The sequence below is a fragment of the Sporichthyaceae bacterium genome, from assembly GCA_036493475.1.
Lineage (GTDB): Bacteria > Actinomycetota > Actinomycetes > Sporichthyales > Sporichthyaceae > DASQPJ01.
In genome coordinates this window covers 23,391-48,466 of the sequence record DASXPS010000187.1, presented here as the reverse complement: position 1 = coordinate 48,466, position 25,076 = coordinate 23,391, and the positions used below count along the sequence as shown (strand labels likewise).

Genomic DNA, 25,076 nt, shown 5'->3' with positions numbered 1-25,076 from the left:
CTCGGGTTCGCCGACAGGTTGGTCGACGCCGCGACCAGCAGGGCACCAGCGGTCCAGCCGAGGCTGGCCGCGTCACCCGAGGTGAATCCCGGGTTGAACTTCTTCACCGAGGCTTGGTAGTACTGCTCGGCCGGGGTCTCGTTGCCCATCCACGGGAAGGTGTTCAGCGGAACGTAGGTGTTGCCCAGGAGGGGGCTGCCGAGGAACTGCTTCTCGTTACCCACCCCCAGCGGGTAAGCGGCCCAGTTCGGGTGGAACCCGACCTGGTCGCAGCTCTTGGCCAGCCGGTTTTGCGAGGCCGCGTCGAAGGTCATGGCAAGCACCTCGACACCGGCGTTCTTGAAGTCCAGGCACTGGGTCGTGTAGCTCGGCGAGGTGATCGAGACCTGGGTGGTCTTGACCACGTTGACGCCGACCTGGGGCCCGATCTCCTTCAAGGCCTTGTCGATCTGGGCACAGGCCTGCGGTACCTCGAGGCACCAGATGTCGCCCAGGCTCTTCTTCTTGAAGTAGTCCGTGGCGGCCACGGTGTACCCGTAGGAGATGGCCTGCGGGGGCGAGCCCTGCGGGAACATCAGCGGGTTGCTGAACCACGTGTTGTTGGTGATGTCCCCACCGATGACCGGGATCCCCGCCCGCTTGATGGTGGCGACGACCGCGTCCACGGTGAGCACCTGAATGTTGCCGACGAAAGCCAGGACCTTGGCGTTCTTGATCTCGTCGTTGATCTTGGTGACCGCGGTCGACGGGTCGCCCTGGTCGTCCTCGACGAACAGCCTGATCGGGTGACCGTTCAGACCGCCGCAGGCATTCTGCGCGGCGACGAAGGTCTTCAGGCCCGGCACGACCGGGGCGAACAGCTGGCCGAGCACACCGGACAGCGTCGAGACGTTTCCGATGTTGATCGGGCTGAGGTTGGCCGGCTGGCAGGGCGCCTTGCCGCCGAAGATCTGCTGACTGGCCACATTCTGGGCAACCGTCGCGCCCGCGCCGGCGAGCTTGGCGTTGTTGACTGCCGCGCCGGCGGCGCTGGTCTTCGTGGCGCCCTTCGCGGCCGCCTTGGTGGACGTGGCGGCGCCCTTGGTAACAGCGTCGGTGTTCGTGGCGGCCGCAGGAGCAGCGGCATTGGCAACGGTCGAACTCGCCGCCGGCGCACTGCCGGTGTCGGTAGCAGCCGGGGCGCTGCCGGTATCGGTGGAAGCTGCGGCGCCGGTGTTGGCTGCCGCGCCGCTGTCCGTGCTCGATGCGGCGGTGTCGCCGGACGTGGATTGCGTTGCCGTGTCGGCACTCGAGGCCACTCGGGACCCGCCACAACCGGCGATCAACGCCATCGCCGTGACGGTGGCCGCGACGGCTGTGATCAGCCGACGGGGCCTGGTTCTAGTCGACATAGCTGTCTGCCCTCTCGCAGGCACTGGGGGAATGTCCAGACGCTAACCGCTACTAACATTGCTGTCAACCGATCCGTGCCACCGCGTCCCCTTTCGTTCCTCGGCCCGGTCGCGGCGGCAAGCTCATTTATGCAGGTCAAATGCCTGTAAGCGGTTGAATCTGAAGGGCGGGATCGGCCGGCCTTGTGGGGCGTGTTAGCGTGTTAGTTGTGAATCACCCGACTGGCAACCGCACCCCGCGACAACGGGAGCTCATGACCGCGGCCGCGCGGCTGTTCGCCCGGCGCGGCTATCACGCGGTCGGCATCAACGACATCAGCGGCGAACTGGGCCTGACCGGCCCCGCCTTCTACCGCCACTACCCCAGTAAGGAAGCACTGCTGATCGCGGTGCTCGACGACGCGATCACCGCGCACCTGGAGGACGCGGTCGACCTGGTGCGCTCCATCAACGATCCGGTCGAGGCGCTGCAGGCAATGGTGGCAAACCACGTGCAGTTCGTGCTCAACCACGGCGCGAACATTCAGACCTGGCGCACCGAGTTCCGCAGCCTGCCTCCCGGCGACCGGCACCGCCTGCGCTACCTGCAGCGGCTCTACACCGAGGAATGGGTACGCACGCTGCGTCAGCAGCGCCCGGAGCTGAGCGTCGAGGAAGCCCGCACCATGTGCCAGGGCGCGATCGCGTTGATCCAATCGGCGACCGAGTTCCAGACCCGGTTGAGTGCGGACACGCTCGGCCGCACACTGGAATCCATGGCCCTGCACGTGCTCATCGGCGCGCCCGCCGTCGCCCCCGTTTAACACCGAAAGCGCAGTAGCGCGCGTAAAAACAGGCCGTTTTACGAGCGGTTCTGCGCTTTCGGCGGTACGGGTCGGGCTAGGCGAGCTTGCGCAGGAGCTTCTTGTCCCGCTCCGAGTACGGCGGGTACACCATCTTCAGGTCCGGCCGGGTGCGCATGATCAGCGTGGCCTTGCGGTGGCTGAACGCCTCGTAGCCCCACTTGCCGTGATAGGCACCGGTGCCACTGGCCCCCACGCCGCCGAACGGTAGCTGCGGGGCGAGCACGTGCACCGCGATGTGGTTGGCCACCGCGCCACCGCAGGGCACCTCGGTGAACACCCGCTGGATCTCCCGCTTGTCGTTACTGAAGATGTAGGCCGCCAGCGGCTTGTCGCCCTCGTTGACCAGCTTGATCGCTTCGTCCAGCGAGTCCACGTCGATGATCGGCAGGATCGGGCCGAAGATCTCGTTCTGCATGAGATCTGATGCCCGATCGGGGTTGAGCACGACGGTCGGCTCCAGGGCGGTGTGATCGGCGCTCTCCTTGCCGCCGACGAGGACCTGCTGGCCGTCCAACAGGCCCTTGAGCCGGGAGAACTGGCGACCGTTCACGATGCGCTGGGTGTCCGGCTCACCGGCCCGGAACTCAGAGATCGTCGCCTGCAGCAACTCGGCGAACTTTTCCCGCACGCTGCGTTCCACCAACAGGTAGTCCGGCGCCACACATGTCTGCCCGGAGTTGAGCAGCTTGCCGAACGCGACGCGCCGCGCGGCCACCTTCAGGTCGGCATTCTTGGTGACGATGACCGGGCTCTTGCCACCCAGTTCCAACGTGCACGGGGTGAGCAGCGGCGCGCAGGCCTGGGCGATCTTGCGCCCGATCTCCGTGCCACCGGTGAAGAAGACGTGGTCCATCTTCGCCTCGATGAGCCGGGTGGTGGCCGCCGCTTCGCCCTCCACCACCGCGATCGCCGAGGAGTCCAGGTATTCCGGGATCAGCCGGGCGAGGGTGGCCGAGGCCCGCGGGGCATGCTCCGAGGGCTTGACCACCATGCAGTTGCCCGCCGCGATGGCGCCGATCATCGGGCCCAGCGTCAGGTAGAAGGGGTAGTTCCACGGCCCGATGATCAGCACGGTGCCCAGCGGCTCGTAGTGGTAGGCCGCCTTGCCCGGCATCAACGACAACGGCACGCCGACCCGCTTCGCGCGCATCCACTTCTTCAAGTGCTTGATGGCGTACTCGGCCTCACCCACGGTGGAGGCCACGTCGCCGAACCACGTTTCGTGCGGGGTGCGACCCAGGTCGGCTGCCAGTGCCTCGGCGAGGTCGGACTCGCGCTCGCTGACCAGCTTGACGATCCCCTCGAGCTGGCGACGCCGCCACTCGTAGGACAGCGTGCGGCCGGTGGCATGCGTCGCGCGCAGGCGGGCGACCAGATCGGTCGCTTCCTGCGCACTGAACTCGGCCACGGTGCCCGTGGGTTGATCGGCAACGGAGGTCATGACAGCCGTCCCTGGGTCGCAGTTAATCGTGAATAACTAACAGTTTATAGCAACTTACGTGCTACGCCTCGTCGCCCGCCGTGCCCTCGGACATGCGGCCCCGGATGGCGTCGGTGACGCTCGGGTCGAGCAGCGTCGTGACGTCGCCCAGCGTCCGGTTCTCCGCGATGTCCCGCAGCAACCGGCGCATGATCTTGCCGCTGCGCGTCTTGGGCAGCTCCGGGGTGACCAGGATCTGCCGGGGCTTCGCGATCGGGCCGATCTCCTTGGCCACGTGATTGCGCAACGCCTGGACGAACTCGTCACCGGAGCTCTCGCTGTCGGCCACGCTGCCCTTCGGCGTCACGAACGCGACGATGGCCTGCCCGGTGGTCGCGTCGGTGGCCCCGACCACGGCGGCCTCAGCCACCGAGGGGTGACCGACCAGGGCGTGCTCCACCTCAGTGGTGGAGATGCGGTGCCCAGAGATGTTCATGACGTCGTCCACCCGGCCCAGCAGCCACAGGTCGCCGTCGTCGTCCAGCTTGGCGCCGTCCCCGGCGAAGTAGTAGCCCTGGTCGGAGAACCGGGCCCAGTAGGTCTCCTTGTAGCGCTCCGGGTCGCCCCAGATGCCGCGCAACATGGACGGCCACGGCTCGGTGAGCACCAGGAAGCCACCGCCGCCGTTGCCCACCGTCTTGCCCTCGTTGTCCACCACCTCGGCGTTGATGCCGGGCAGCGCGCGCATGGCCGCACCGGGCTTGCTCGCCGTGACGCCGGGCAGCGGGCTGATCATGATGGCGCCGGTCTCGGTCTGCCACCAGGTGTCCACCACCGGGGTCTGGTTGCCGCCGACGTACGTGCGGTACCAGATCCAGGCCTCAGGGTTGATCGGTTCACCCACCGAGCCGAGCAATCGCAGGCTGGACAGGTCGTAGGGCTCGAGCAGTTGGTGGCCCCACTTCATCAGCGTGCGAATGGTGGTGGGGGCGGTGTAGAGGATCGAGACCTTGAACTCCTCGATGATCTTCCACCAGCGGTCCTGATCGGCCGGGTGCGGCGTGCCCTCGTACAGCATCGAGGTGGTGCCGTTGCACAGCGGCCCGTAGACGATGTAGCTGTGCCCGGTGACCCAGCCGATGTCCGCGGCACACCACCAGGTGTCCGTCTCCGGCTTGAGGTCGAACACCATCTTGTGCGTGTAGGCGCACTGCGTCAGGTAGCCGCCGGTGGTGTGCAGGATGCCCTTCGGCTTCGCCGTGGTGCCCGAGGTGTACATGATGTACAGCGGGTTCTCGGCGTCGAAGGCTTCCGCCTCGTGGGAGTCGGACTGGCGGTCCACCACCTCGTGCCACCACACGTCGCGGCCCTCGGTCCAGTCCACCTCGCCGCCGGTGCGGCGCACCACGAGCACGTTCGCCACGTTCGGACACGCGGCTATCGCCTCATCCACGGCGGCCTTGACCGGCGTCGCCGCACCGCGCCGCATCTGCCCGTCGGTGGTGATCACTGCCTTGCAGTCGCAGTCCAGGATGCGGCCGCGCAGCGCCTCGGCGGAGAAGCCGCAGAACACCACGGTGTGCGCCGCGCCCAACCGGGCGCAGGCCAACATCGCCGCGACCGTCTCGGGGAGCATCGGCATGTAAATAGCGACACGGTCACCCGCGCGGATGCCGAGTTCGGTCAGCGCATTCGCGGCCTTGCACACCATCTTCGTCAGTTCGGCATAGGTGATGCTGCGACGGTCGGTGTCCCCGTCGGCGATCCAGTGGTAGGCCACCTTGTCCCCGCGGCCGGCCGCCACGTGGCGGTCCAGACAGTTCACCGCCGCGTTCAGCTTGCCCCCGATGAACCACTTGGAGAACGGCGCGTCCCACTCCAGCACGGTGTGCCAGGGCTCGTCCCAGGTCAGGGCCTTGGCCGCGTTCTCCCAGAACGCCAAGCGGTCCTCGTCAGCCTCGGCGTACAGGCCGGGCTGCGCGTTGGCCGCCTTCGCGAAGTCCTCGGAGGGGGGGAACCTTCGGCTCTCGTGCAGTAGTGCGTCCAACGCGGGTTGATCGGACATGCGGGGGCTCCTCCCGGGACTGGGGCCTTCGGTGGCAACACGGTCTATCACTTAGCTGTTCCACCGTTGGGCCCGGGCTATACCTCCCCCGAAAAGCCCAGGTCAAATGGGGTGGAACCAGTATTGGACTATGCGCCGGCTGTGAATAGAGCCCCACAGCCAATTCAAGGCAGGGACACCGGAACCGCCAAGCGAGTGTGGCGATCCTAGCTGTCGTAGGGACGGGAGGTCCGTCCCGAATTTCCACCGGGGGGTGGCGCGGGTGGTCATGCTGCGCGCTGAGCAGGATGAGCAGGCAACGGCTGCGGCGACGGCAGTCGGCGGCCCGCGGCGCGGATTGTTCCGGCGCCGGCGCAAGGCGCTGATCGGCGCCGTGGTGGTGTTGACGGCGGCCGGTGGTACCGGCGCCTGGGCGATCACTCGCGGTGGCGACAGCGCCACGAACGGTGGCGGCACCTCGCGCTCGATCCTGTCGACGGTCTCGTCGCAGGCCATCGAGCAGAGCGTGAACGCCTCCGGCACGATTGAGCCGGCCAACATCGCCGATCAGGACTTCGCCGTCTCCGGTCAGATCACCTCGGTCAAGGTGACCGTCGGGGAGACCGTGAAGAAGGGCCAGGTGCTGGCCCGAATCGACGACTCCGACCTTTCCCGCGCGGTGGACATCGCGCAGGCCAACCGCGACTCCGCCGCCGCGCAGGTGACCGCCGCGGAGGACGCCGCCGCCTCGGCCACCCAGATCGATTCGGCCAAGGCCCAGCTGGCCACCGCCGACGACAAGCTGGCGCAGGCCAAGGACGACCTGGGCAACGCGACGCTGAAGGCGACCATCGGCGGCACGGTCGCCTCGGTGAGTCTCGCCAAGGGCGACCGGGTGTCCGGCTCGGGTGGCGGCTCGACCGGCTCGTCGCGCACCTCATCGGGTTCCGGCTCCGGCTCGGGCTCGTCGTCCTCCGGCATCGAGATCGTCGGCACCAAGACCTGGGAGGTCGACGCCTCGGTCTCCGGGACCGATTTGGCGAACATCAAGAAGGGCCAGCAGGCACGGATCACGCCCAGCGGCGCGACCTCGCCGATCTTCGGCCTGGTGGACTCCGTCGGCGTGGTGGCCTCCACCGCCTCCGGTGGCTCGTCCACCTTCCCGGTCACCATCAAGGTCACCGGCACCCCGACCGACCTACACCCGGGCGAGACCGCGACCGTGGTCATCGTCACCAAGTCGATCCCCGACGTGCTGACCGTGCCGACCGCGGCGCTGCGCCAGGAGAACGGGCAGACCGTGGTGACCAAGGTGGTCAACGGCAAGGACACCACGGTGCCGGTGGTGGTAGGCACCGCCTACGGCGCCAGCACCCAGGTGACCTCGGGGCTGTCCGACGGCGACCAGGTGCGCATCACGGTCAACCGCGCCGGCCCGGCGACCGGCAACACCAACGGCAACCGCGGCAATCGCACCGGTGGCACCGGCGGCACCGGTGGCACCGGTGGCGCCTTCGGTGGCGCGGGCGTCGGCGGGGGCACCTTCACCGGCGGTGGCGGCACCTTCACCGGCGGCGCCGGTGGCACCTTCACCGGCCGCGCGAACCGTGGCGGCGGCTGACATGACAACCGCGATCACCGAATCGCTGTCCTCCGACTGGGGCAGCGCGGGCGTGCCGATCCTGCAGCTGGACGGCATCCGCAAGCGGTACAACTCCGGGCCGGTCTCGGTGGAGGCCGTGCGCGGCATCGACCTGACCGTGCAGGCCGGGGAGTACGTGGCGATTGTCGGGCCGTCGGGTTCGGGCAAGTCCACGCTGATGCACATTCTGGGTTGCCTGGACACCCCCACCGCGGGCTCGTACTCCCTCGCCGGGATCGACGTCTCGGCCATGAACGAGACCGCGCTGGCCGCGGTGCGCAACGAGCGGATCGGGTTCGTGTTCCAGCAGTTCCACCTGCTGGCCACGCTGCCCGCGTGGCGCAACGTGGAGCTGCCGCTGATGTACAGCGGCACCTCGCGGGGCGAGCGCAAGGCGCGCGCCATCCGGGCCCTGGAGCGGGTCGGGCTGGGCGACCGGATCGATCACCGACCCGGTGAGCTGTCCGGTGGTCAGCAACAGCGCGCCGCGGTCGCCCGGGCACTGGTCACCGAGCCGGCGCTGATCCTGGCCGACGAGCCCACCGGCAACCTGGACTCCAAGTCCACCGCGGACGTGCTCGCACTACTCGCGGACCTGCACGCCTCGGGTCGCACCATCGTGCTGATCACCCACGACGCCGAGGTGGCCGCCGCGGCGCAGCGCACCGTGCGCATCGCGGACGGCGTCATCACCACCGATGAGACCAACTGGAACTTCCGCTACCCGGACGGTTCGGTATGAGCCGGCTGAAGGCGCGGGACACCACGCGCACCGCGCTGGAGGCGATTCGGTCGCACCGGATGCGCTCCTGCCTGACGATGATCGGCATCCTGATCGGCATCGCCGCGGTCACCGTGACCGTCGGGCTCGGCCAGGGCGCGCAGAAGCAGGTGCGCGACCAGATCGACGCCCTGGGCTCGAACCTGCTGATCGTGGCGCCGGGGTCATCGACCACCTCCACCGGATTCCGCGGTGGCCGGGGTTCGGCGACCACGCTGACCACCGCCGACGCCAACACGCTGTCGTCCAAGGACGTGGCGCCGGACGTGTCCGGGGTGGCGGCGGTCTCCGGGGGGTCGCAGAACCTGACCGCGGGGTCCACCACCTGGACCTCGCCGGTGTACGGCACCAGCCCGTCGTGGTTGTCCGTGCGGGAGCGCAAACTGACGGAGGGTCGGTTCATCACCGCCGCCGACGTCACGGACTCCAACTCGGTGATCGTGCTCGGTCCGGACACCGCCTCGGAGTTGTTCTCCGGGCGCGATCCGGTCGGCCAGTCGGTGTCCATCGCCGGCTCCACGTTCACCGTGATCGGTGTGCTGGACTCGATCGGCTCGACGTCCTCCACCAGTGATGACGACCAGGTGATCATGCCGTCCACCACCTACGCGACCCGCGTCGCGGCAGGTTCGGCCCGCGGCACCGTGTCCACCATCTACGTGCAGGCGGCCTCCCGGGACACGCTGTCCGCGGCCTACCAGGAGGTGAACGCGGCGCTGGCCACCAACCACGGGGTCACCGCGGCCAACGCCGACTTCACCATCACCACCCAGCAATCGCTGGTGACCGCGGCCAACGCCACCAACAAGACGCTGACCGTGATGCTGGCCGGCATCGCCGCCATCTCCCTGCTCGTCGGCGGCATCGGCGTCATGAACATCATGCTGGTCTCGGTGACCGAGCGGACCAAGGAGATCGGTCTGCGCAAGTCGCTGGGCGCTACCCCGCGGGCCATCCGCACCCAGTTCCTCACCGAGGCCGGCACGCTCGGCCTCACCGGTGGCGCACTGGGCCTCGGGCTCGGCCTCGGCCTGGCCGGGGCGCTACCCCGGATGATCGATCAGCCGGTCACGGTCTCGCCGAGTGTGGCGATGGGCAGCCTCGCGGTGTCCCTCGCGATCGGCGCGGTGGCCGGGGTGTACCCGGCGGCGCGAGCCGCCCAGCTCACGCCGATCGACGCGCTGCGCACGCCCTGATCCACCCGTCTACTGCTGATTACCCACCACTTTCTTCGGGGGAGCCCACCATGTCACTGTCCACCCTGCGCACCAATCGCGCGGCGCTCGCCGCGGCGCCGGCCGCCGGCCTCGTGCTGCTGCTCGCCGGTTGCGGCGGCGGCACCTCGGCCTCGGCCTCCTCGGCGCCGGACAACTCGAACAACGCCGCGGGCGCGAACAACGGCGCCGCCGGCAACAACACCGGGGGCAACGGCCAGGGCCGCGCCTTTCCCGGCGCCAACGGCAAGATCGCCGACATCTCCGGCAAGACCCTGCAGGTGCAGAGCGACACCACGCAGACCGCGGTCACCTACACCGCGTCGACCACGATGAGCCAGACGGTGAGCGCGGCCAAGTCCGACCTCGCGGTGGGCAAGTGCGTCTCGGTGCGCCCGGTGCAGTCCACCGACGCCAACGCGGCGCCGACCCAGACCGACGACTCCACCCCGATCGCCGCCGGATCGGTGAGCATCTCCGACCCGGTGAGCGGCTCGTGCAACGGCGGCTTCGGCGGTGCCGGCGTCGGCGGTGCCCGCGGCAACGGCGGCCAGGGCCGCCGGGGCCAGGGCGCCAATGGCGGCCAGACCGGCCAGGCCCCGACCGGCGACCCGAACGCGCAGGGCGCCACCGGCGGGCAGAACGCGAACGGCCAGAACCCGAACGGCCAGGGCCGCGGGCAGGGTGCGCGCGGCGGCTTCGGTGGCGGTGGCGCCAACGGCACGATCACCAAGATCGACGGCGACACGGTGACCGTGGAGACGCAGCGCCCGCAGTTCAACTCCACCGGCACCGCGGGTTCGGCCGCGTCGTCCACGCCGACCATGACCACGGTGACCCGCACCGTGACGCTGTCCTCGGCAACCACCTACACCAAGTCCGCGTCGGCTTCCGCGTCGGACCTGAAGGTCGGCAAGTGCGTGACCGCGCTGGGCTCCACGGACAGCAACGGCACGCTGACCGCGACCACCATCGCGCTGCGCCCCGCCGAGAACGGCTCGTGCACCACCGGCACGGTCGGTGGCTTCGGCGGCCGACGCAACGGCGCGGGTGCCGGGGCGGCGACCGGCACCACCAGCTCCTGACGCAGCGTCAGTCCATCGATCCGACAGACCGAAAGGCCCACCGAGATGTTGCCCTCCGTACTGCGTGACCGGAAGACGGTCCTGTTGCGCCGCGGCGTGCCGATCGCGCTCGGCGGCATCGTCATCACCGGCACGGGCATGGCCTGGGCCGGGCACGGGGACAGCGCGCCGGAGTACCGGACCGGGCTGGCCTCGGTCGGGTCGGTGGACCAGCTGGTCACGCTGACCGGCACGGTGGCCAAGCTCACCCAGGAGGACGCCTCGTTCGGGGTGTCCGGGACGGTGAAGAAGGTCGAGGTGGCCAGCGGCGACAAGGTCTCCGCGGGCGAGGTGCTGGCCGAGCTGGACCCGTCCGATTTGGACGCCGCGGTGACCGCGGCCGAGGCCACGCTGGCCAGGGCCAAGGCGACGCTGGAGACCGACCAGACCGCCGCGGACGCCTCGACGAGCAGCAGCACTACCTCCTCTTCGTCGAGCTCCAGTACCAAGTCCACACCGTCCCCGTCGCCCTCCCCCACGCCCAGCACCGGCTCGGACAAGCCCGGCTCCGGCAAGGGAGCCGGCACCGGCACCGGCGCGAGCACCACGGTCGGTGGGGTCGACCTGGCCGCCCCGACCCGGGCTGTGGTCACCGCGCTGGCCAAGGCCACCGCGGACCTGCAGAAGGTCAGCGACGCGGTCAAGGCCCGCGACACCGCGTGCGACCCGGTATTCAACGCGGGCTCGACGGACACCGGCTCGGGCGACAGCACCCCGAGCCCGGACCCGTCGGGCGACCCGACGTCGGACCCGAGCGCGGCGCCCACCGATTCGGCGGACCCGACCCCGTCGGCCACGCCGTCCTCCGACAGCGAGACCCACACCACCTCGGTGGAGACCAGCGACTCCACGTCGACCTCAGACCTGCAGTCCTGCATCGACGCGATGAAGGCGGTCAGCGACCTGCAGGACGCGGTCGCCACCGACCAGAACGACGTGCAGACCAAGGAAACGGCGCTGCAGACCGCCATGGACCAGGCGGTGGCCAACCTCAAGGCGCAGCCGACCGGTAACACCGGCGGTGCCGGTACCGGCACTGGGACCGGCACCGGCTCCGGCACCGGCACTGGCACCGGCACTGGGACCGGCGCGACCGGCTCCACCGGCAAGGGCGGCTCCGGCACCGGCTCGAAGGGCTCGACCGGTGGCACCGGCAGCGGCGCCTCCACCACCACCGGCGGCTCCGGCAGCGGCGGTCGCGGCGGTCAGACCCTCGACCCGGTCGACGCGGCCGCCCGCGTCGCGGTGGACAACGCGGCGATCCTCGCCGCGCAGGCCGCGCTGGAATCCGCGCAGGAGGACCGCGAAGAGGCGGTGCTGACCGCGCCGATCGACGGCATCGTCGGCAGCGTCGGCATCACCAAGAGCTCCAGCGCGTCGACGTCGAACACCATCACGATCCTCGGCAACGGCGCGGTGAAGGTCAGCCTGGACGTGCCCGCCACGACCGCGGCGAAGCTGAAGAAGGGGATGACCGCACAGGTCACCGCGGACGGCGCGAGCGCCCCGTCGGCGGGCACGGTGGACTCGATCGGCATCCTGCCGAGCAGCTCCAACGGGTCGAGCACCTACCCGGTGGTCATCGTGGTACCGAACCCGGCCGACGGCCTGGCCGAGGGTGCCGCGGCGACCGTGGCGATCACGCTCAAGGCGGTCAGCAACGTGGTGACCGTGCCGAACTCCGCGGTGACCGCCACCGGCACCGGCGCCAACGGCTTCGTGGTGCTCATGCAGAACGGCAAGGCCACCCGGCAGACCGTGACCACCGGTGCGGTGGGCTCCACGGTCACCGAGATCACCAGCGGTGTGACGGCGGGTCAGTCGGTGGTCATCGCCGACCCCTCCCAGGACGTGCCGGCCAGTAACACCTCGACCAATACCCGCGGCTTCGGCGGCGGCGGCCTCGGCGGCGGCACTTTCACCGGCGGCGCCGCAGGCGGCAACTTCGGTGGCGGTGCCAACGGCGGTGGCGCCCGTCGCGGCGGCTAGTCCCCACAAGCTCCGTGGCCGACGATCCCATCCGGCGGGATCGTCGGCCACGGCTTTTCGGACTCATTCGTCGAACGGTGACATGCGGACCAGCAGCGGGAAGGTCGCCCACACGCGCAGCCAGTTGGCGCGGCCGTTCGGGACGGCCTTGCACTCCGCCGCCCACGCGGCGCGCGCAACCCGCTTGAACTCCAGCCGCGGATGGCGGACGAGCACGGCGTCGACCCAGGCCGGGTCGAGCTCGTCGATGCGGCCGCCGGAGACGTCGACGAAGGCGCCCGCGGACACGAACCCGCCCGGCGAACCAAGGTCCTCCATCGCGCCCGCCGTGATGTGGCCGGCGACCTCGGCGCCGATGCGCGCCGCGCGCGCCGGCTGCACGTCACGGTCCAGCGCGAAGCGCTCGGCCCGTTGGCCGCCGACCACCGCGAAGCAGCGGCCGGGTGTCGGGTGCTCGAGGTGAAGGTCGTGCAACAACGAGGAGACGTAGGCCAGTTCGACGTCCACGGCCACGCCGTCGACCGCCGCCAGCGACATGCCGAACAGGAACGTCCGATAGGAGTGCTCGCGCACCGACGCGCTGAGCACCTCCTGAGCCTCGGCCTCGGCATCCTTCGCCAACCGGGAGTCCGGGATGGCGAGCGTGTCGAGATCGATGCCGCCGTTGCCGCGTCGGCCGGTGGCCAGCCGCAGCCGCAGGCCGGGATAGCGCGCGATGCTGCGCAGCAGCGGACGCGCCAGCGCCCGCCCCTGACCCTTCGTCAGGTTGCCGCCGGTGCGGACGGCCCAGTCGTAATCGATTCCTGCCGGCGCGCTCATGCGCCGGAGCGTAGACGTCGAGTCGGACGATCACCAGTGCGGCGGTGGACACATATCGACGACTTCTGGCCACGGACACGACGGCCGGACCCCATGCGACGCCGCACGTCACACCCCTCCGCGGTACGCCGCCACGATCTTCGCGAGGTCCTGCGCGACGACGCCGTGCAGGATTACCGCGTCGGCGCCGAGATCGAGCTGATGGCGAACGGCGGCAGCGCACTGCTCCGGCGACCCGTAGGCAGCCGGGGCCAACCACTCCGGCGGGATCACCTCGGCGAGCGCCTCGAGTTCGGCGACGGTGGCCTTGCCGTCCAACATGACACTGCCGTAGGACTGCACGATCGGGTGTGCGCGGAACCGCTGCAGCGCGGACGGGTCCCAGTCGTTGGTGCGCACCAGCAGGTCGCCGTACACCTGCAGGTAGGTGGCCAGCCGGCCGACCGAGCGACGCAGCATCTCCTCATGCGACAGGTCATCGGGCAGCGTCGCGAATACCGACCAGACACGCACGGTGTCCGGATCCCGCCCGGCTCGCTCGGCGGCGGATTTCACCGTGCGCACGCAACGTTGCAGCGTCTCATCGGCAAAGAAGGTGTGCAGCACGACCTCGTCGAAGGCGCGGCCGGCCAACTCCAGCGACTGCGGACCGAAGGCCACCAGCGCCATCGGTATGTGCAGCCGGAAGCTGCGGTCCAGCACCAGCATCGGATAGCGGCCCACCGGCCCGTCGTGGTTCGCGACGACCTCGCCGTTCCACAACCGGCGCATCAGCCCGGCGAAGTCCTCCACCTGCGCGGTGGTGGCCACGCGCAGCCCGAACATGTCGAACACGAACGAGACGCCGCGACCCACGCCGAGCACGAACCGGCCGTCGGTCATCAGATGTTGCGTGCTCGCCCAGGCGGCGGTGACCACCGGGTGGCGCACGTTGATGTTGGTGGCACCGGTGGCAATGCGGATGCGTGAGGTGACCGCACCGAGCGCGCCACTGAGCGAGGCCAACTCCTTGACGTTCCACCGCTCGGAGATGAACGCGGTGCCCAGCCCGAGCTCCTCCGCGGTCTGTACCTCGGTGATCGCGGCGCGCGGATCTGCCGCGCCACCGGGCAGCACGTAGCAACCCAGTTCGGGGAACTCCTGGCTCACGCCCACGGTCCCATTCCGGTGACCCGGTCCACGGTGGTGCGCAGGATGAAGCCCTGGCTGTCGGCGGGCACGCCGGGAATCTGATCGGCGCTGGGGAAGGCGAATTCCGGGGCCACGTAGATCTTTCCGAGCTTGGTGAGCAATGCGTGTGCGCCGCCCTCCTCGACCACCGCGTGCCCGCGCAGCACCGCGTGTTCGGCGAGGAACACCCCCGGCGTGCGGGGTGCCTCCAGCGAATACACCACCCGCGGGTCCTGCGCCACGTTGCGCAGCTTCTTGGACAGGTTCATGTGGCCGCTGACGATGTCGTCGCCGTCCAGCCCGATCCAGATGATCGTGACCTGCGGCGAGCCGTCGGGGTCCAGGGTGACCAGGTGAGCCAGCGGGCCGGATTCGATGAGTTCGCGCAGCGGCGCGGGGATGGCAACCATGTGAGCACGCTAACCATTGGGACCGGCAGGGCGCATCGGCTCGTACAGTGCTGAACGTGTTCAGTCTCGATTCCCTTCGCGTCCCGATCGTGCAGGCGCCGCTGGCCGGCGGCCCGTCCACCCCGGCGCTGAGCGCCGCGGTCACTCGAGCCGGCGGGCTCGGGTTCGTGGCCGCCGGCTACAAGAGCGTCGAGGCGCTGTCCGCCAACCTGGACACGCTGACCGGTGAGATCGGCGACGCCCCGTTCGGCGTGAACCTGTTCGCCCCGCCCGGACACGGGGCGGACGAGGACCGGGTGGCGGCGTATACCGACCGCATCCAGCCGGCGGCGACCGCGGCCGGCGTCGAGTTGGGCGCGCCGCGCTGGGCCGAGGACTGGTCCCTCGAGAAGCTCGAGATGGTCTGCGCGCGGCGGGTGCCGATCGTCTCGTTCACCTTCGGCTGCCCCTCGGCGCTGGACGTGGAACGGGTGCACGCGGCCGGCGGCGTGGCGTGGGTGACAGTGATCTGTCCGGAGGACGCCGAAGCGGCGGCCGCGGTGGGCGCGGATGGCCTGGCTGTGCAGGGCTTCGAGGCCGGTGGGCACCGGGGCAGCTTCGACGATGCGCACCCCGCCGATATCGGCCTTCTGACGCTGCTTCAGTTGGTCGCCGCTCGGGTCGACCTACCCATGGTGGCCGCGGGCGGCATCGCCACCGGGCGCGCGATTGCCGCGGTGCTCGCCGCCGGCGCATCGGCGGCGGCCATCGGCACCGCGCTCATGCTCTGCCCGGAGGCGGGCACCGCGCCGGTGCACCGGGAGGCGATCTCCTCCCCCGGCCCGCTCACCGCCGTCACCCGTGCGTTCAGCGGCCGGCGAGCCCGCGGCATTCGCAACGAGTTCATGGCACGCCACAACGCCGACGCGATCAGCGCCTACCCGCAGATCCATCACGTGACCGCACCGCTGCGGGCCAACGCCAAGCAGACCGGCAACCGGGAGAACCTGCACCTGTGGGCCGGCCAGGCCTACCCGTTGGCGGTCGCCGAATCGGCCGCCGACGTGCTCGCCCGGCTGCACAAGGAGACGCAGGAAGCCCTCCGCGCCGTCGCCACCCGGTGGGCGTCCGAGCAGGCGTGAGCTATGGCTCACCCTTCTTCGACGCCTCGGGGGTGGTGGGTGCCACCCGCGGTTACTGGCGGTCGACGCTCTCCCAGAAGGCGTCGCGCAGCGCGAAGCGGGCCGGCTGCGACAGGTCGTAGTTGCCGAGCTTGTTGCTCAGGTCGTTGAGCAGCGTGCGGTCGATATCGGCCGGGACGTTCGGCCGGCCACGGCCCAGTTCCTCGCGCAGGCCGGGTCCGGCGGTGCGCCACAGGTTCTGCACCACCTTGTCCACGACGAACCGGACGGCATCCTCCAGCGGGCCCTCGTCGGGCCAGCTACCCCCCGAGCCGGTGCTGGTGACATAGGCGGGCACCGAACGGGGCGGCACCGGTAGCCGGAGCACGGCGGCACCGGCCGGTCGCGTGGGCGTCACCAGCAACGGCGTGGGCCGCGGCGCCGGCTGGCTGGGGATGGCGGCGGTCGGCGTCGGCAAGGCCGTGAGCAGGACCATCGCCCGCTTCACCCGTTCATCGATCGTCGCGCCGTCGATGTGCACTGTGCGGTCGAGGGTCTGCCGCAGATGCCGGGACACCGCGATCGCCTCGCCTGCCTCGTCGGGCACCACCAGCCCGATCACCTGCACGCCGAGTTCCTGCGCGGCCTCCACGGCCTCGGACAGGTCGTCGTCGCCGGAGATCAGATAGATGACCTCGGCCACCCGGTTGCGGGATTGGGCGATGAGGTCGAGGGCGAGCTTGAGGTCCACGCCCTTCTGCTCGCCGTTGTGGCCCAGCCGGCCCAGCCGCACCTTCACCCGGGGCAGTTCGGCGATCTCCCGCTGCCGCAGGTCGGGTGTGCCGGCCTTGGTGCCCGCGTCGTACCAGTGGATGCGCAACAACGGCAGCCCACAGTCGGCCTGCACCTGGGCCGCCACGTCGTCGAGCAGACCGCGCACGTCCATGTCGGTGGCGCTGCGCAGCGAGGTCCCGGTGACCCGGGTGGATACCGCGGCCATCAGGTACCCGGCGTCGATGAACAGCGAACAGTAAGCCCGCATCGCCTCCACCCTCCCCGGTGCACGCGTCGCTGGGCTCACTGTCCCGCCGGGGGCACGGTCCGGGAACGGACGAATGTCCCGTCCGCCCTCATCCGTTCGGTTGCGGCGCCCCACGGTTTGACGCCCGAAAGCGCAGAAGCGTACGTAAAATGCGGTGGTTTTACGTGCGCTTCTGCGCTTTCGGGGTGGGAAGCCGGGGCGGGTGGGATCAGGCGAAGGTGCGGACGAGTTCCAGCACGGCGTCGGCGTCCGGGCCGACGGCCTTGAGGCCGGATTCCGCGGGGCCGACCCGGCGCGCGGCCAGCAGACAGAAGGCGTGCGCGTCGCCCTGCACCACGGTGTCGGCGGGCTCGTCGTGGTCGAAGTGCCAGGTGCTGCCGTCCGGCGCGGTGAGCAGCAGCGCAACCGGGCCGTGCAGCGCACGGCCGGCTTTGGTGAACGCGTAGGGCAGCGTGCGCCAGGCCAGCCGGGCGATGTGCCACAACCGCTCGCTGGGTTCGGGCTCGATGCCGAGCGCGTAACCGATGTCGCCGGCATGGATCCAGCACTCGGCCAGCCGCGTCGTGGCCAGGGTGCGGGCGGGCAGGCGGCCCACCACCCAGGTCAGCGGCGCGCGCGGGTCGCAGGCACGCAGCGCCGTGCACATCCGGTCCGCGGCGTTCGTGTACCGGGCCAGCAACTCCGCGGGGTCCATGCCGCGGCCGGTGACCACCGCAGCGTCGGCGATGACGTCGGAGTCGACGGGGCCGTCGTTGCCCAGCGTGGTCAGGTCCCAGCCGGCCTGCGCCGCGCCGCCGGCCAGATCCCCACTGGCGCTGCCCCCGGCCAACTCGTCGGTCTGCGCCATGTGCAGCACGACGTCGGCGATGCTCCACCCGGCGCACTGCGAGGGCCGCGCCCAGTCCGCCGGGCTCAGCCCGGCCAGTCGGTCCCGCAGCGCGGCGTGCTCGCCGGCCAGGGCGTCAACGATCTCCTGCACTACCTACTCCTTCACCGTGGCGGCAGACACCTGCTCGGCCAACAGTGCCAGACCAAGCCCCAGGGTCAGCGCGCTCACGTGACCGAGCGCCGTGAACGTCGGGGTGAACAGCAACGGTCCGCCGGCGAAGGCGAGCAACGCGGCGATGTAGGCGGGGCGGTAGCGATCCGGCACCCGGGTGATGATGAAGCCCAAGATGCACATCAGGCCGTAGCTGATCCCGACGTCGGACACGTGCGCGGCGCTGCGCTCCAGGCGGCCGCGGGCGAGCGACGCGCTCATCACGGTGGCGACGAACAGCGTCGCGCCCACGTGGCCGAGGATCCCGACGATCACCGTGGCGACCCGACCCACCCAGCGCTGCGCGGCGCCGTAGGCCAGGACCAGGATCGGCAGTTGCCACAGCGACAGCGCGTTGTTCACCACGAAGGCGCTGGCCGCGAGCACGAACATGGGGCTGTGGTGCAGGTTGTAGAGGTTCGTGCTGCACCGGATCACCGTGCGCTGATGCACGTCGTCGGGCAGCAGACCCAGCACCAGTTCCGTCCCCGCCACCGCGATCGCGTAGGCCACCGCGACGTCCCGACCGCGGACGAACTCCCGCCAGCCGCCGGCTGTGGTCAGTCGGGCCCGGGTCCACCGCCGGGTGCGCGCGAGGGCCGGCGCGCCGCGGCTCATCGGCCGGACCGAGCGAACTGACGGGTCATCAGAAAGTTCCCTGCCTGCTGGTGCGGTTCAGCTTCTCACGGGCAGGCATGATGCGTCCCGTGTCGGTCCGCCGCAGCATCGCAGGAATGACACTCGTCACGCTGCTGGCAGCGTGCTCCCATCATCCCTCGGCGACACCGGCGACACCTCCCTCCGCCCCCACCCCGACCGGCACCCCCGGCACCGGCAGCTGGATCGACGGTCCCGCGCTGCCGACCGCGGTCAGCGAGGTCGGGGTGGCGCTGCTGGACGGCCGCATCCACGTGCTCGGCGGCTATGTGGACGGCCATCCGGCCTCCACCACCCACCTGATCTACGACACCGCCACCCAACGCTGGCGCGCCGCCGCCCCGCTGCCCGTCGCGCTGGACCACATGGCCGCAGTGGCCACCACCGACGCGGTCTATGCGATCGGCGGGTACGACGCGCACGGCGCAACCACCGGCGTCTACCGCTACGACCCGGCCACCGACCGGTGGCACGCCCGCGCCCCGATTCCCGACGCCCGGGCGGCCGCCGCGGCCGTGCTGCTGCAGGGCAAGATCCACCTTATCGGCGGACGCGACGGGCACGGCGACGTCACCCGGCACGACGTCTACGACCCGGCCACCGATACCTGGTCCATCGCCGCGGCCATGCCCACCGCCCGCGACCACACCGCGTTCGGGCTGCTGGACGGAAAAATCCACGTCGTGGGCGGTCGGCCGGGCAGCCTGCAGGTGCACGAGGTCTACGACCCGACCACCGACGCCTGGACCACCGCCGCCCCGCTGCCCGCGGGCCGCAACTCCTGTGCCGGGGTGGTGCTGGACGGCGCGTTCTGGGTGCTCGGCGGTGAGGATCCCGGCGAAACCCGGGTCTACCCCCAGACCTGGCGCTACGACCCGGCCACCGACCACTGGCGCCAGGGATCCGATCTGCCGCTCGCGGTCCAGGGAGTGGAGGCGGTCGCGGAGGGCAACCGGATCTATCTGCCCGGCGGTGGCCCCGTGGCCGGGGGAAGTCGTCAGACGGCGAGGCTGCAGATTTTCATGGTCCAAACCGTGCCATAACACTCGCCACGGGACGCAACTGGTAAGCAGAGCACCAAACTGGACATCTTGGGTTGGACTGCCGAAGCACCGAACCGACCATGCGAAGAACCGGGCTCGCGACTGCCGCCCGAGAGCGGACCGGTTGTCATCGCAAGGCCATACCTAGGAGCACGCCCCTCCATGCCCGCTTCACCTACGCGTCGCCTGCGCGATGCCGCCGCGACGCTCACCCTCGTGGCGCTCACGGTGCTGTCGGCCTGTTCCGGACCCACGGTGCACTCCCTGGCCGCCCCGGTGATGGCCGAGCACTCCCAGCCCGACGAGGGGCCGGTGCCGGCCGGGGCGCACTCGGCCCTCGATCTGCTGCCCGGCATGCCCGCACCGCTGGACCCGAATGACCTCTACGCCGCCGACCGGCCGGGCGCGCTGGCCCCGTTCCTGGCCGACGTCACGCCGCGGGTCTGGGTGCCGAACTCCAACAGCCACACGGTCAGCGAGATCGACCCGACCACGTTCCGGGTCATCCGCACCATCGACGTCGGGCTGAACCCGCAGCACGTGGTGCCGTCCTGGGACCTGCGCACGCTGTGGGTGAACAACGACAAGGGCAACTCGCTCACCCCGATCGACGCGATCACCGGCGAGGTGGGCAAGCCGGTACCGGTGCACGACCCGTACAACCTGTACTTCACCCCGGACGGTCGCTCCGCAGTGGTGATGGCCTCGGAGGACAAGCAGATCGTGTTCCGCGATCCGCACACCATGTCCATCCAACACATCCTCGACGTGCCCTGCGACGGGGTGAACCACGCGGACTTCTCCCCCGACGGCCGCTACATGATCGTCACCTGCGAGTTCACCGGCGAACTGCTCAAGGTCGACGTGCAGCACCATTCGCTGCTGGGCGTACTGCCGCTGCCCGGCGGCATGCCGCAGGACATCAAGATCTCCCCGGACGGGTCCACCTGGTACGTGGCCGACATGCACAAAGACGGCCTGTTCCTACTCAACGGTGACCAGTTCAAGCTCACCGGGTTCATCCCCACCGGCAAGGGCACGCACGGCCTCTACATCAGCCGTGACTCCCGGACCATGTACGTCACCAACCGCGGCGAGGGCTCGATCTCCACCTTCGACTTCGCCACCGGCGAGGTCACGAATAAGTGGTGGCTGCCCGGTGGCGGCAGCCCGGACATGGGCGGGTTGTCCGTGGACGGCAAGCAGTTGTGGCTGGCCGGCCGGTACAACCGGGTGGTCTACGTGGTCGACACGCAGAGCGGCAAGCTGCTGCACAAGATCCCGGTGGGCTCCGGCCCGCACGGGTTGTGCGTGTGGCCGCAGCCCGGCCGGTACTCACTCGGGCACACCGGGATCCTGCGCTGAGTACGCCGCGTCGTAAGGTGCCGATGACTGTGGCCGTCGACACCTTGGGGGAATACCCATGTCCGAGACTCTCGCGCGTTACCGGAAGCTGGCCGACGATCTGACCGCCCGGGTGCAGGCCGTGCCGCCCGGCGCGTGGAGCAACCAATCCCCCTGCCCCGACTGGACCGCGCAGGACGTGATGGACCACGTGATCGGCAACGCCCGTGCCTGGGTGAACCAGGTCAACGAAGTCCCGCACGAGGAGCGCAAGGTCAGCGACGTGCCCGCGGAGTGGGCCGCGGCCCGCGCCGCCGTCGAGGACGCGCTGGCCGACCCGGCCCGGGCCGGCAAGGTCATCGACGGCCCGATGGGCCCGATGCCTTACGAGATGCTGATCGGGCGTCTGCAGTGCATGGACATGCTCATCCACACCTGGGACGTGGCCCGGGCCACCGGGGGGGATGAGAAGGTCGACGAGCAGGCCGCGGCCGGTGCCCTGGAGGGGCTCAAGCCGCTGGACGCGATGATCCGTCGGCCGGGCCTGTTCGGGCCGGCCGTCGAACCGCCGCCCGGCGCGGACGCGGTGACCCAACTCATGTGCTTCGTGGGGCGGGAGGTCTGATTCGTCGCCGGCGTCATGCCGCGTCGATGCCGCCCTCCCAGAGCCCCTCGGTGACCGCGAGGAACTCCTCGGGCAGGGCGGGCTCCAGCATGCCCGTGCGATCAACCTCGGTGAGCCGGTGCACCGCTCCCTCGCACCACCAGTAAAGGTGGGGGGACAGCGGCGCCACACCGCTGCTGAACTCCTGCGCTACCACCGACATCAGCCTGGCTATGTTCCACACCACGCCCGAGTTCACCGGGGTGACGACCAGGTCGTGCCGGGTGGGCACCGCTAGGAGCACGCCGTGCGCCGGGTCGATCTCCGCGCACGGCAGCACGCGCAGGATCTCCGGCAGCACCAGCAACTTGCTCGCCACGAACCCCGACTCCCCGCGCAGCCAATAGGTCGGGCCGCGTTCGCTCGCCAACACGTCCAGGTGGTCGAAATCGGCCGCGATCAAGTTGGCCAACCCGATGGTGATCAACTCGTCGTAGCCGACCAGGGCTACGTCCTCGTCGCGCAACCAGCGCACGAAGTCCCCGTCCCGGTGCACCAGCAGTTCCATCAACCCGCCGCCCAACCGGCGCGTGTACTGATACGACGAGGCCCAGTCCGCGGGCATTGCCTCGACCAGTGCCAGGCGCAGGTGGGTACCGGCGCGCAACTGCTCCGCGGTCAGCGCCGGCGGCTGCTGCGGGAAACGGGTCAGTGCATCGTCGAGGAACGTGCTGATCACCCGCGGCCAGTCCGCCTCCCGTGCGTTGTGGCAGATCGAGGCGATGGTGTTCAGCCCGAACTGGCGGCCGTCGGTGGCCCGCAGATGGGTGGCGTAGACCGCCACCTCGATGCCCCGCTCGGCCAGCGAGGTGCGCATGAGGTCGCGCACCTGCTGTGACTGACGCGCCGTCAGGCCGGACAGCCGCGCGTCGAACGCCCCCGTCCCGGTGTGCCACGTGTCCTTCATCCGGTGCCTGTTCGACATCTCTCCCCCGTCCTGCGGGCCGCGACGCGACCGCTGACCCGCACCCTGCCGTCCCGACACCGGTGTCCGCAGCAGATCGCGCCGCCTGTGGACAACTGTTCCTCGCTGCGCTCGTCAACGCACTTCCATCGCCTCGGGATCGAGGGCGAAAAGCGTGCCCTCGTCCGCTCGGCTCAGTCGTGCGTAAGGTCAGGGGAAAGACGAGAGGACCTACCGATGCCCCGCTACCGGTTCCGTTGGGAGTCGATCCCACCGGAGTTGCTGGACGAGCTGGCCACCGAACTGAGCCTGGTCGGGGAGGACACCCTGGTCGCCCTGCAACGCCGCTACGGGGCTCGACCCACCACCCAGTTCGTGCGCGACCTGTGGGGCACGTTGCGCGACGGCTGGCTGATCCGCGACACCGACGCCCGCGCCTGGGTGGCCACCGAATTACGCGCGGCCGGGCTCGGCGACGCCTCCCTCGGCGACGACGTCCGCTACCTGCAGTCCTGCCGCAACGCCGAGACCTTGCGGCGCACCGTGCTGATCGCCTTTCACGACCTCGGCGAGGAGGATGCGCCGGGCCCCGGTCGGGGCGGCGTACCGGAGACCGCCGAGCAGGCCGGCATGGCCCGCCGGCCCAGCTCATCGTTCGACCTGGACGTGGCCATCGACACGGCCTGGACCTCCTTCGCGGACCGTCTGCTCGGCGCCGTCGCCGACCTGGGCGCCGCCGACTCGATGATCATCGGCCTGCCTACCGCGTTGGACCCGGCCGAACTGGAGGGCGCCGCGCCCTACGTGCAGATCCTCGGCATGGGCGCGGATTCCGTCCGCGGCGAGGTGTCCGGCGACGCGTACCTGGATGCCCGCCTGCGGCTGTCCGAGGCGCGCACCCACGCGTTGCTCGCGGTGGGGTGGACGGCCCCGGATGCCACGCCGGGCGACGAATTCTCCATCGGCTCGGCGAATTTCGTCGCGGACCTGCCGCGCTCCTCGGCCGCCCGTCTGGTCGAGATGACCGTGGCCACCGTGCGCGACGTGTTCGGCGTGCCGCACCCGTCATTCCTGGAACTGCCCGGCCTCATCCCGACCGCCGCCCTCGGCGACACCGAGAACCTGCGCAGCAAGGTGGAGCGAACGCTCGCCGAGCATTTCCAGGAGCCGGTACTGCGCGATGCGGACGGGGACATCGCGATCCGCGCGGGCAGCGCGATGGTGTTCGTCCGGGTCGCCGCCGACGCCCCGGTGGTCGAGCTGTTCTCGCCACTGCTGCTCGGTGCGCCCGGCGATGCGCTGGCCCTGGAGCGCATCAACCGCGCCAACCGCACCATCCGGTTCGCCAAGCTGACCTGGACCGGCGGCCGGGTGATGGCCAACCAGGAACTCTGGTGCGACCCGTTCGTGCCCGAACTGCTCATCGGTGCGGTCGGGGTGATGATGCATCTGGCCGACGAGATGGACGATCGACTGCGCGCGGAGATCGGCGGTCGCCGGTTCTTCGAGGACGGCGAGGCCGCCGCCCAACCGAACGGCGGGACCGACCCGGACACGCTGCATCCGGCACTGGCCACCATCGTGCAGTTGACCACCGACAAGGGCGTGCTCAGCCCCGCGCAGGTCGCCCGGATCTGCCGGCACGACACCGATCTGGTGCTGGCACTGATCATCGAGTGTTCCCGCCAGGCCATCGAGTGGCGGCAGGGATCGATGGTCGGCGACGAGGAGGAAGCAAGTCTCTGCCGTGCCGAGGCGGACTCCTGGGACGGCACCGCGACGCTGTTGCGGGCCGCGCTGCGCGAGATCGCCCTGGGCTGACGCCGACTCGCGCGGTAGGTGACTCCCACGCCCGCGTTTCCCCCGCTGTTCATGTCCCGGTGCGGCCACGGACAGGCCTCCCTTGCCCGGCGACCGGAGTCTTGAGGAGTCGCACCGTCGCAAACACGGAGGAAATCCCATGACCACCGCCACCATCGACGCCGCGGCCGAGAGCACGGCCCGCCGCAACCCCGGTCAGCGCCCGCGGCCCGCGGGCACAGCCGCCCCGAGCCTCGTCGAGGTCCGTAAGCACACCGAGGTCGCGGTCAGCGATTTCGTGTCCGCCACGTCCGACGCCTTCCGTGCCTTCCTGCCGGCCGCGGTGACGCGCCCGACCGAGGCCGTGGAGTACGCCTTCGATCTGGCCGAGCAGATGCTGGCCGGGGCCCGGCGGGTCTTCCTCGAACTGGCCGCGATGGTCGAGCACGGCATGGAGGGCGCCCAGAACCGCCGCGCTGCCTGACAACCTGGAACTGGCCGGTCCGACGTTGCGCAGGGCACGTCGGACCGGCCTTCGCATGTCCACAGCTGATTCATGGCCAAGGCCCAAGCACGACCAAGATCCAAACCCCACTCTGATCTGGCCTCGCCGGGCGGTCGTCCGCCCGGGATG

At 70.2% G+C, this 25,076-nt stretch carries 22 protein-coding genes; 12 read left to right on the top strand and 10 right to left on the bottom strand.

Annotated elements, in window-relative coordinates; translation table 11 throughout:
- The coding region (locus tag VGJ14_18395; GenBank protein HEY2834398.1) for an ABC transporter substrate-binding protein at window positions 1-1,331 on the bottom strand (1,331 nt) is incomplete at its 3' end.
- A 269-nt stretch (window positions 1,332-1,600) separates the two neighbouring features.
- Between VGJ14_18395 and VGJ14_18390 the strand changes: the two genes are divergently transcribed.
- Complete coding sequence (locus VGJ14_18390; protein HEY2834397.1) at window positions 1,601-2,194, top strand: TetR/AcrR family transcriptional regulator; 594 nt, start codon at window positions 1,601-1,603, stop codon at window positions 2,192-2,194.
- A 76-nt stretch (window positions 2,195-2,270) separates the two neighbouring features.
- Here VGJ14_18390 and VGJ14_18385 read toward each other — a convergent pair whose 3' ends face one another.
- A complete protein-coding gene (locus VGJ14_18385; protein HEY2834396.1) occupies window positions 2,271-3,677 on the bottom strand; it encodes an aldehyde dehydrogenase family protein in 1,407 nt (468 codons plus the stop codon).
- 61 nt (window positions 3,678-3,738) lie between these two features.
- On the bottom strand, window positions 3,739-5,721 hold the full coding sequence (acs, locus tag VGJ14_18380) for an acetate--CoA ligase (protein HEY2834395.1): 1,983 nt from the start codon (window positions 5,719-5,721) through the stop codon (window positions 3,739-3,741).
- 268 nt (window positions 5,722-5,989) lie between these two features.
- On the opposite strand from acs, the gene VGJ14_18375 reads away from it, so the two are divergent.
- From VGJ14_18375 to VGJ14_18355, 5 genes are read left to right on the top strand one after another with little or no spacing between them, the layout of a single operon-like run.
- Window positions 5,990-7,321 (top strand): biotin/lipoyl-binding protein, encoded by a 1,332-nt coding sequence (locus VGJ14_18375; GenBank protein ID HEY2834394.1) that lies wholly within the window; start codon window positions 5,990-5,992, stop codon window positions 7,319-7,321.
- 1 nt (window position 7,322) lies between these two features.
- Window positions 7,323-8,084 carry an ABC transporter ATP-binding protein gene (locus VGJ14_18370; GenBank protein ID HEY2834393.1) on the top strand — a complete coding sequence of 254 codons (762 nt, stop codon included), beginning with the start codon at window positions 7,323-7,325 and terminating at the stop codon, window positions 8,082-8,084.
- Entirely contained in the window at window positions 8,081-9,319 is a 1,239-nt protein-coding gene (locus VGJ14_18365; protein ID HEY2834392.1) for an ABC transporter permease, read from the top strand. The genes VGJ14_18370 and VGJ14_18365 overlap by 4 nt, the downstream gene beginning before the upstream one ends.
- A gap of 50 nt (window positions 9,320-9,369) precedes the next feature.
- Complete coding sequence (locus VGJ14_18360; GenBank protein ID HEY2834391.1) at window positions 9,370-10,422, top strand: DUF5666 domain-containing protein; 1,053 nt, start codon at window positions 9,370-9,372, stop codon at window positions 10,420-10,422.
- Between the two features lie 45 nt (window positions 10,423-10,467).
- Entirely contained in the window at window positions 10,468-12,450 is a 1,983-nt protein-coding gene (locus tag VGJ14_18355; GenBank protein ID HEY2834390.1) for an efflux RND transporter periplasmic adaptor subunit, read from the top strand.
- A 63-nt stretch (window positions 12,451-12,513) separates the two neighbouring features.
- On the opposite strand, the gene VGJ14_18350 is transcribed toward VGJ14_18355, so the two are convergent.
- From VGJ14_18350 to VGJ14_18340, 3 genes are all read right to left on the bottom strand, one after another.
- Window positions 12,514-13,269: a hypothetical protein gene (locus VGJ14_18350; GenBank protein ID HEY2834389.1), complete on the bottom strand. Its 756-nt coding sequence runs from the start codon at window positions 13,267-13,269 to the stop codon at window positions 12,514-12,516.
- Window positions 13,270-13,377: 108 nt separating this feature from the next.
- Window positions 13,378-14,418: a TIGR03857 family LLM class F420-dependent oxidoreductase gene (locus VGJ14_18345; protein HEY2834388.1), complete on the bottom strand. Its 1,041-nt coding sequence runs from the start codon at window positions 14,416-14,418 to the stop codon at window positions 13,378-13,380.
- Complete coding sequence (locus tag VGJ14_18340; GenBank protein HEY2834387.1) at window positions 14,415-14,849, bottom strand: TIGR03618 family F420-dependent PPOX class oxidoreductase; 435 nt, start codon at window positions 14,847-14,849, stop codon at window positions 14,415-14,417. Before VGJ14_18340 ends, VGJ14_18345 begins: the two co-directional genes overlap by 4 nt.
- A gap of 56 nt (window positions 14,850-14,905) precedes the next feature.
- Here VGJ14_18340 and VGJ14_18335 point away from each other — a divergent pair, with 56 nt between their 5' ends.
- Window positions 14,906-15,970 carry a nitronate monooxygenase gene (locus VGJ14_18335; protein ID HEY2834386.1) on the top strand — a complete coding sequence of 355 codons (1,065 nt, stop codon included), beginning with the start codon at window positions 14,906-14,908 and terminating at the stop codon, window positions 15,968-15,970.
- A 52-nt stretch (window positions 15,971-16,022) separates the two neighbouring features.
- Here VGJ14_18335 and VGJ14_18330 read toward each other — a convergent pair whose 3' ends face one another.
- From VGJ14_18330 to VGJ14_18320, 3 genes are all read right to left on the bottom strand, one after another.
- Window positions 16,023-16,991 carry an NYN domain-containing protein gene (locus VGJ14_18330; GenBank protein HEY2834385.1) on the bottom strand — a complete coding sequence of 323 codons (969 nt, stop codon included), beginning with the start codon at window positions 16,989-16,991 and terminating at the stop codon, window positions 16,023-16,025.
- A 208-nt stretch (window positions 16,992-17,199) separates the two neighbouring features.
- Window positions 17,200-17,970 (bottom strand): maleylpyruvate isomerase family mycothiol-dependent enzyme, encoded by a 771-nt coding sequence (locus VGJ14_18325; GenBank protein ID HEY2834384.1) that lies wholly within the window; start codon window positions 17,968-17,970, stop codon window positions 17,200-17,202.
- A gap of 3 nt (window positions 17,971-17,973) precedes the next feature.
- On the bottom strand, window positions 17,974-18,648 hold the full coding sequence (locus tag VGJ14_18320) for a rhomboid-like protein (protein ID HEY2834383.1): 675 nt from the start codon (window positions 18,646-18,648) through the stop codon (window positions 17,974-17,976).
- A gap of 116 nt (window positions 18,649-18,764) precedes the next feature.
- Here VGJ14_18320 and VGJ14_18315 point away from each other — a divergent pair, with 116 nt between their 5' ends.
- The 3 genes from VGJ14_18315 to VGJ14_18305 all read left to right on the top strand — a co-directional run bounded on the left by VGJ14_18315 (window position 18,765) and on the right by VGJ14_18305 (window position 21,699).
- Window positions 18,765-19,730 (top strand): kelch repeat-containing protein, encoded by a 966-nt coding sequence (locus VGJ14_18315; protein ID HEY2834382.1) that lies wholly within the window; start codon window positions 18,765-18,767, stop codon window positions 19,728-19,730.
- 162 nt (window positions 19,731-19,892) lie between these two features.
- Entirely contained in the window at window positions 19,893-21,095 is a 1,203-nt protein-coding gene (locus VGJ14_18310) for a hypothetical protein (protein ID HEY2834381.1), read from the top strand.
- 58 nt (window positions 21,096-21,153) lie between these two features.
- The gene (locus tag VGJ14_18305) at window positions 21,154-21,699 is read left to right on the top strand and encodes a TIGR03086 family metal-binding protein (GenBank protein ID HEY2834380.1); all 546 of its coding nucleotides are present in this window, start codon (window positions 21,154-21,156) and stop codon (window positions 21,697-21,699) included.
- Window positions 21,700-21,712: 13 nt separating this feature from the next.
- Here VGJ14_18305 and VGJ14_18300 read toward each other — a convergent pair whose 3' ends face one another.
- Complete coding sequence (locus tag VGJ14_18300) at window positions 21,713-22,663, bottom strand: hypothetical protein (protein HEY2834379.1); 951 nt, start codon at window positions 22,661-22,663, stop codon at window positions 21,713-21,715.
- Window positions 22,664-22,879: 216 nt separating this feature from the next.
- On the opposite strand from VGJ14_18300, the gene VGJ14_18295 reads away from it, so the two are divergent.
- On the top strand, window positions 22,880-24,463 hold the full coding sequence (locus VGJ14_18295) for a hypothetical protein (GenBank protein HEY2834378.1): 1,584 nt from the start codon (window positions 22,880-22,882) through the stop codon (window positions 24,461-24,463).
- A gap of 139 nt (window positions 24,464-24,602) precedes the next feature.
- A complete protein-coding gene (locus tag VGJ14_18290; protein HEY2834377.1) occupies window positions 24,603-24,926 on the top strand; it encodes a hypothetical protein in 324 nt (107 codons plus the stop codon).
- Window positions 24,927-25,076 lie beyond the last annotated feature (150 nt).

What these genes read in the sequence shown, in the direction of transcription:
- VGJ14_18385 (HEY2834396.1), bottom strand. Translation starts at nt 3,677, where the DNA reads ATGACCTCCGTTGCCGATCAACCCACGGGCACCGTGGCCGAGTTCAGT.
- acs (HEY2834395.1), bottom strand. Translation starts at nt 5,721, where the DNA reads ATGTCCGATCAACCCGCGTTGGACGCACTACTGCACGAGAGCCGAAGG.
- VGJ14_18375 (HEY2834394.1), top strand. Translation starts at nt 5,990, where the DNA reads ATGCTGCGCGCTGAGCAGGATGAGCAGGCAACGGCTGCGGCGACGGCA.
- VGJ14_18370 (HEY2834393.1), top strand. Translation starts at nt 7,323, where the DNA reads ATGACAACCGCGATCACCGAATCGCTGTCCTCCGACTGGGGCAGCGCG.
- VGJ14_18365 (HEY2834392.1), top strand. Translation starts at nt 8,081, where the DNA reads ATGAGCCGGCTGAAGGCGCGGGACACCACGCGCACCGCGCTGGAGGCG.
- VGJ14_18360 (HEY2834391.1), top strand. Translation starts at nt 9,370, where the DNA reads ATGTCACTGTCCACCCTGCGCACCAATCGCGCGGCGCTCGCCGCGGCG.
- VGJ14_18355 (HEY2834390.1), top strand. Translation starts at nt 10,468, where the DNA reads ATGTTGCCCTCCGTACTGCGTGACCGGAAGACGGTCCTGTTGCGCCGC.
- VGJ14_18350 (HEY2834389.1), bottom strand. Translation starts at nt 13,269, where the DNA reads ATGAGCGCGCCGGCAGGAATCGATTACGACTGGGCCGTCCGCACCGGC.
- VGJ14_18340 (HEY2834387.1), bottom strand. Translation starts at nt 14,849, where the DNA reads ATGGTTGCCATCCCCGCGCCGCTGCGCGAACTCATCGAATCCGGCCCG.
- VGJ14_18330 (HEY2834385.1), bottom strand. Translation starts at nt 16,991, where the DNA reads ATGCGGGCTTACTGTTCGCTGTTCATCGACGCCGGGTACCTGATGGCC.
- VGJ14_18320 (HEY2834383.1), bottom strand. Translation starts at nt 18,648, where the DNA reads ATGAGCCGCGGCGCGCCGGCCCTCGCGCGCACCCGGCGGTGGACCCGG.
- VGJ14_18315 (HEY2834382.1), top strand. Translation starts at nt 18,765, where the DNA reads ATGACACTCGTCACGCTGCTGGCAGCGTGCTCCCATCATCCCTCGGCG.
- VGJ14_18310 (HEY2834381.1), top strand. Translation starts at nt 19,893, where the DNA reads ATGCCCGCTTCACCTACGCGTCGCCTGCGCGATGCCGCCGCGACGCTC.
- VGJ14_18305 (HEY2834380.1), top strand. Translation starts at nt 21,154, where the DNA reads ATGTCCGAGACTCTCGCGCGTTACCGGAAGCTGGCCGACGATCTGACC.
- VGJ14_18300 (HEY2834379.1), bottom strand. Translation starts at nt 22,663, where the DNA reads ATGTCGAACAGGCACCGGATGAAGGACACGTGGCACACCGGGACGGGG.
- VGJ14_18295 (HEY2834378.1), top strand. Translation starts at nt 22,880, where the DNA reads ATGCCCCGCTACCGGTTCCGTTGGGAGTCGATCCCACCGGAGTTGCTG.
- VGJ14_18290 (HEY2834377.1), top strand. Translation starts at nt 24,603, where the DNA reads ATGACCACCGCCACCATCGACGCCGCGGCCGAGAGCACGGCCCGCCGC.